The following is a 5,997-nucleotide window of genomic DNA, read 5'->3' as shown; positions in this document are numbered from 1 at the left end:
TAATACAAGGGTGGGCAAAGCGAAGCGTGCCCACGCATTTTGCCATCGAGAGAGATGGTGGGCACGGCGCTAGGGCGCCTTTGCCCACCCTACGGCACCGCGTTCGGGACCGGCCCTACGCCACGCTCTCCAGAAACGCCTCTTCCGCGGCGTGCACGGCGTCGGGCGTGCCGACATGCATCCAGACGCCGTCGAGGCGGAGGCCGAACAGCCGCTCCTGCTCGTTGGCGCGATCGAACATTTTCGTCAGCGAGAACTCGCCCTGCGGCGCGCCTTCGAAGATCGATGGTGACAGGATCGCAGCGCCGGCATAGACGAACGGAACGACTTCCTTTTCCTTGCGCTTGCGCAGGGCGCCGTCGGGCAGCATGCCGTAATCGCCGCGACCGCTATAGCCGATGCTGGTCGCAGTCGGCGCCATCAGCAGCAGGATATCCATGCGCGCGGGGTCGAAATTCTCGGCGAGCCGCGTCAAATTGGAGCGCACGCCGTCGATCCAGAGCGTGTCGGAATTGACGTGGAAGAACGGTGCGTGGCCGAGCAACGGCAGCGCCTTGACCACGCCGCCGCCGGTGCCGAGCACCTGGTCGCGCTCGTCAGAAATTGTCACGCGCGGAAGCTGGCGCGATGCGACGTGATCGATGATCTGGTCCGGCAGGTAATGCACGTTGACCACGGCCTCGGTCACGCCCGCCTGGCCGAGCTTGTCGAGCACGTGGTCGAGCAGTGGCTGGCCGGCCACCGGCACCATCGGCTTCGGCATCTTGTCCGTCAGGGGACGCATGCGCAGGCCAAACCCTGCGGCGAGCACCATGGCTTTGGTCGGTTTGACGGACATCCTTCGCTTTCTCAGACCTTTCGCGTTCGCAGCAATCCTAACACGAGGTTCGATCAGCCGCACCGCATCTCAACCGCCTTAACCACCCGCCGTGACGGTTGTACGACGGGTGTTGCCATCATGCCCCGACGGCTGTGGAACGCGCCTTTTTCTTCTTGTCGCCGAGCTTGAGGAAATTGACCCCGATCTGGTCGCCATTGACCCAGGCCAGCTCGCAACGCCGGTACGCAAGTCCGGTGGACGACAGCAGCAGAAAGAACTCCTTCAGATGGAGGCCCTCCACCGAGCCGTCGATGGTCAGCTTGGCGCCGGTCTCGGAGACGTCCTCCATGGTGCAGTCGCGCCGCCAGGTGCCGTCGATCCCCATCATCTGGGCCGAGATCCCGCGCTCGAAGACAACCCGGCTGTTGCCGCGCTGGTCCGTCTTTACCGCCATCTGCCCGCTCCAGCCCGTAATGATCCGGCTGCCTCGCCGCCAGAATACCGGCGTCTTGGCTAACAGCTGGTAAATCGGCCTCCGAATCAGGCCGGACTTTGGGGCGGAGGGACGTTGGCGAGATACCAGTCGCGCAAAGAGCTCAGCGCGGGATGTGCCAGCGAGCGCTGGAGATAGGTCCAGATCCGCGGCTGGTGACGCAAATAATGCGGCTTACCATCGCGGCGGTTGAGGCGGGCGAAGGTGCCGAGCAGCCGCGTATTCCGCTGTGCCGACATGATGGCGTAGAGCTCGGCGAACCCGGCCGGATCGAAGCCGGCATCGCCAGCGCGCCGCGCCTTGATGTAGCGCGACAGCAGCGTCAGCTCGAGACTTTCGGGCACGTCGATGCGGGCGTCCTGCAGCAGCGACACCACGTCGTAGGATTGCGGACCGAGCACGGTGTCCTGGAAATCGATCACGCCGACGCGCGCGATGCCGGCGCGATCCGGAAGCCAGATCAGATTGGGCGAGTGATAGTCGCGGATGATCCACGTCCTCGGCGCGGCCAGCGGCTTCCTCAGCAGCTCGCGCCACATCGCGAAGAATTCCGAGCGCGCCGCCTCGCTCAGCGGCGCGTTGCGATCGGGCAGGTACCATTCCGGCATCAAGCTGATCTCGATCAGCAGCGCCTCAGCATCGAAGAGGGGAATGTCGTAGGTCTGTCCGTCCAGCGGCAATGTTTCCGGCAGCGTCTTGCCGTGGAGCACGGCCAGCACATCGGCCGCGGCCTCGTAGCGCTCGGCAATCGGGCGTGGCGGGTCGCCTTCGATCACGCCTTCGCTGCCGAAATCCTCGGTGATCAGGAAGCCATGGTCGAGGTCGGAATGGTGGATCGCGGGCGCCGAGATGCCCTGCGCGCGCAGGCCTTCGTCGATGGCGACGAAGGGCTTGACGTTCTCGGCGAGATGCACCGCGGCGCTGTACGATTTTCCGTTGTACGTCGCAGCACCATCAGGGCGCTGCGGAAAGTTCATGAGGATGACGATCTCATCGTCGCGCAGCAGCCGCGCATAGGAGCGCGTCGAGGCATCGCCGGCCATGCGCTTGCGAGTCGCATCCATGTAGCCAGTGGCGTCGAGGAATTCGCGCAGCGCCTGCAGCCGCGCGACAGCGGCGGCCGCCTTGCCGTAACCGGTGATGTCGGCGGCGCGCGCATTCGAGCCCAGTGCCGGCCGATGCGTCAGCGCGATGTCGATGCGATCCTGTGGCATCGCCGACGGCGCGCGCTCTGGCCATTCGATCAAGACGAGTGTGGCATCGGGCAGCGGCGACAGCCCGATCTCCTCGAGCTCGCTCTCATCCTCGACGCGGTAGAGATCGGCGTGCATCACCGGAAAGGGCGGCAGCTCATAGCCCTGCACCAGGGTGAAGGTCGGGCTGGGCACTTCCAGCGCCTCGTCGCCGGCGAGGTAGCGGATGAGCGCGCGGGCGGCCGCGGTCTTTCCTGCGCCGAGATCGCCGGTGAGGGTGATGACATCGCCGGGACCGACCAGCAGCGCGAGGTCGGCCATCAGTTGCGCGGTGGCCGTCTCGTTGTGAAGCGCGACGGAGAATGTGGTGGGCGCGCTCATTCGGCGGCGTCGCGATGCGCCGCCTGGTCGGTCGGAAAGTCACAGATCACGACCGTGCCCCGGCCGACGATCGAATCCACCCGCACCTTGCCGCCATGCAGCTCGACGAAGGAGCGCACCAGCGACAGGCCGAGCCCGGCGCCGCGGTGACGCGAGCCCTGCGAGCGGCTTTCGAACCAGTTGAACACCTTGTCCTTCATGTCGGCAGGTATTCCAGGCCCGGAATCTGTCACAGTGAAGACCACGCTGCGTTCGGTGCGGCGCGCGCTGATGCCGACGGTGGAATCCTGTGGAGAAAACCCGACGGCGTTGGCGAGGAGGTTATAGAGCACCTGCACCACGCGCTTCTCGTCGCCGACGAAGCTGCCGACATCGGGCGCGATCTCGACCTTGAGGCGGATGCGGTCGGTCGCGAGCCGATCCTGGATGCCTTCGGCCGCGAGCTCGATGGTCTTGCTGACGTCGACCGGGCCGAGTTCCAGCTTCATGGCGCCCGCGTCGATGGTGGCCAGATCGAGGATGTTGTTGGTCAGCGCCAGCAGCGCGTTGGTCGATTTGGTGACGTAGTCGAGATATTCGGCCTGTTTCGGCGTCAGCGGCCCGGTCGAGGGGTCGCTGAGGAAATGCGCGAAGCCGATGATGGTGGTGAGCGGCGAGCGCAGCTCGTAGGAGACGTGGTGGACGAAATCCACCTTCATCTGGTCGGCGGCCTCCAGAGCCTCGTTGCGCTCGCGCAGCGCGCGCTCGACGTTCTCGGTGTCGGTGATGTCCTGGAACGTCAGCATGGTCGCGCCGTCATGCAGCGGGCGGATCATGCCGTCGAGCACGCTGCCGTCCTTGCGCTCCAGCTTCAGCGGCACGTCGGCGCGGCTCTCGATCGAGGTGACGGCCTCGCGGATCTGGCGCCAGACCGTGGGGTCGTCGAACAGCTGATGGCACCAGCCCTCCACCGTCTGGATATGCGGCTCGTCGCGCATGGCATCGCTCGACAGTTTCCACATCCGGACGAAGGCCGGGTTGAACAGCTGCGCCTTGCCGTTGCTGCCGAACACCGCGACGCCCTCGGCGAGGCTGTCCAGCGTCTCGCGCTGGACACGGATCATGCCGTCGAAGCGGCGGGCGAGCTCGAGGCTCTCGGTGACGTCGTCGAACAGATAGGTGACGCCGCCTTCCGGGTTCGGCGTGGTGACGACCGAGAGCGCGCGGCCGTCGGGCAGGTACCAGGTGTCCTTGGTGGTCTCGACCGCGCGATAGGCCTCGTGCAGCTTGGATTTCCAGGCACGGAAGTCCGGCTGCTCCGGCAGTTTTCGCGCGGCACGGAGCTGATCCAGCACGCTGGAATCATCGGGATTGGCGTCGAGGAAGGTGCGGTCGAGGTCCCACAGCCGGCGGTAGGAATCGTTGTAGAAGGCGAGCCGGCGCTGACCGTCGAACACGGCAACGCCGGAGGAGAGCTGGTCGAGTGTGCGCCGATGCGCCTCCGCCATCCGGACCAGCGCCGAGCTGAGCGCGTCCGCCTCGCTGGCATCGATGGCGACGCCGACGCTGCCGCTGCCGACATTGACCGCGCGCACGTCGTAGATGCGGCGCTCGCCGCTGATCACAATCGGCAGCCGGGCGTTGAAATTGGCGGTGTCCTTCAGTCCCCGTTCCATCGCGGTGCGGTCGGCGCTGTCGAGCAGCTCGAGCTTGCGCTCCTGCGCGTCGGTGACGTTGTTCGCCTCGGTGGCACGAACATAGGCCGGGTTGGCGTAGGTCAGCGCGCCGTTCTCGCTCTTGGCCCAGATCGGCCAAGGTGCGTTGGCGGCAAAGCCGCGCAGCATCTCGGTCTCGTCGGAGAGCGCGTTGTAGCGCAGATTGGTCTCGGCCAGATCACGGCGGAGCCCCGAGAGTTCGCGAATCCGGACAATGGCCTGGCCGCCGATGGCGCGGCCGATGGCCTCGAGCGTGTGGCCATGCGCGGTCGTCAGTGTCAGCTGGAACCCGTCGCCGCGGTCACGCAGCGCATCGACGGCATGATCCATCTGGAGCGCGGGCTCCGGCGGCAGCCAGGTTCCGAATGCGAGCACCCGTTGCGGCGAGGAGTCGCGCGGCAGCACCATCGAGATGTCGCCGGAGATCTGCGCGCGATTGTCGCCGGCCGGCCAGGAGATCAGGATCTGCGGCTCGGCGAACAGCAGCGCGCCGAAACGGTCGGCCTGGAGCTGGAGTTCCCCGATTCGTGCGCGCAGCCGCGCCTCGTTCTTCGCGGTGCGCACGCGCGTGCGCATCAAGAGGATCGCAGCCACCACCGAGAAGCCGAGCAAGGCCAGCGCGGTGGCGAGCACCGCGAGTTCCTGCCGGTTGAAATCCAGCATGATGGAGAGGGTGTCGATGAGGTCGGCCGCCTCGGCCGGCGCAGCCGGCAGCAGCGCTGCAAGAGCGCCTCCCAACAAGCCGTTGCGCACGAGCGATGTGCACGACAGCAGCGTCCGACGCATCGACACGATCACGCCTGACATAGTTGCCCCAAGACCGCACGAATTTACGCGCGGCGACCCCCGTCGCGCGCGAATCAAACGACAATACCCTCACCGCGACTCCGCCGGTAAGAGTCCAGATCGTGAACGCAAAGGCGGCCCCAAAAAAATGCCGGGGGAGGGGTTCCCGCCCACGTAGTTCTTCGGGATGATTCGGCTGAAATTGCCGTGCGTTAGCGGGGCTGAATATTTGGGCGACATGGCCGCCGCGGAGCAGGTGCGCTCCCTCCCCTGCTCTGCGCGTCGACCTCTCCCGCAAGCGGGAGAGGTAAGAAACTAGCGGCCGGTCGAGCCGAAGCCGCCGGCGCCGCGATCCGTGGCCGACAATGTGGCCACCGGAACCAGCGCGGCCTGCTCCACGGGCGCAATCACCATCTGGGCGATGCGCTCGCCGCGCTTGATCACGAACGGTGCCGCGCCGTGGTTGATCAGGATCACTTTGATCTCGCCGCGATAGTCCGCGTCGATCGTGCCCGGCGCGTTCAGCACAGTGACGCCGTGCTTGGCGGCAAGCCCCGAGCGCGGCCGCACCTGCGCCTCGTGCCCGGCCGGCAATGCGATCGCAAGGCCGGTCGGCACCAGCGCATATTG

5 protein-coding genes are annotated in these 5,997 nt (G+C 66.3%); all 5 read right to left on the bottom strand.

Annotated elements, in window-relative coordinates:
- Positions 1-115: 115 nt before the first annotated feature.
- A complete protein-coding gene (locus IC66_RS0124915; RefSeq protein ID WP_028139485.1) occupies positions 116-838 on the bottom strand; it encodes a nucleotidyltransferase family protein in 723 nt (240 codons plus the stop codon).
- Between the two features lie 118 nt (positions 839-956).
- Positions 957-1,274 (bottom strand): PilZ domain-containing protein, encoded by a 318-nt coding sequence (locus IC66_RS0124910; RefSeq protein ID WP_018323417.1) that lies wholly within the window; start codon positions 1,272-1,274, stop codon positions 957-959.
- A gap of 86 nt (positions 1,275-1,360) precedes the next feature.
- Positions 1,361-2,887: a tRNA (adenosine(37)-N6)-threonylcarbamoyltransferase complex ATPase subunit type 1 TsaE gene (gene tsaE / locus IC66_RS0124905; protein WP_038949464.1), complete on the bottom strand. Its 1,527-nt coding sequence runs from the start codon at positions 2,885-2,887 to the stop codon at positions 1,361-1,363.
- Positions 2,884-5,388, bottom strand: coding sequence for a sensor histidine kinase (locus IC66_RS0124900; RefSeq protein ID WP_038949463.1), 2,505 nt, complete (start codon positions 5,386-5,388; stop codon positions 2,884-2,886). Before IC66_RS0124900 ends, tsaE begins: the two co-directional genes overlap by 4 nt.
- A 294-nt stretch (positions 5,389-5,682) precedes the next feature.
- Positions 5,683-5,997: dUTP diphosphatase (dut, locus tag IC66_RS0124895; protein ID WP_038949462.1), on the bottom strand; the 315-nt coding region annotated here is incomplete at its 5' end.

It is taken from the genome of Bradyrhizobium genomosp. III (assembly GCF_000261705.1).
GTDB classification, from domain to species: Bacteria; Pseudomonadota; Alphaproteobacteria; order Rhizobiales; family Xanthobacteraceae; genus Bradyrhizobium; species Bradyrhizobium ottawaense.
Note: the sequence above shows the minus strand (reverse complement) of the source record. Positions and strands in the feature narration are given on the sequence as shown.

Coding starts and splice junctions, on each gene's coding strand:
- IC66_RS0124915 (WP_028139485.1), bottom strand. CDS start 838: ATGTCCGTCAAACCGACCAAAGCCATGGTGCTCGCCGCAGGGTTTGGC.
- IC66_RS0124910 (WP_018323417.1), bottom strand. CDS start 1,274: ATGGCGGTAAAGACGGACCAGCGCGGCAACAGCCGGGTTGTCTTCGAG.
- tsaE (WP_038949464.1), bottom strand. CDS start 2,887: ATGAGCGCGCCCACCACATTCTCCGTCGCGCTTCACAACGAGACGGCC.
- IC66_RS0124900 (WP_038949463.1), bottom strand. CDS start 5,388: ATGTCAGGCGTGATCGTGTCGATGCGTCGGACGCTGCTGTCGTGCACA.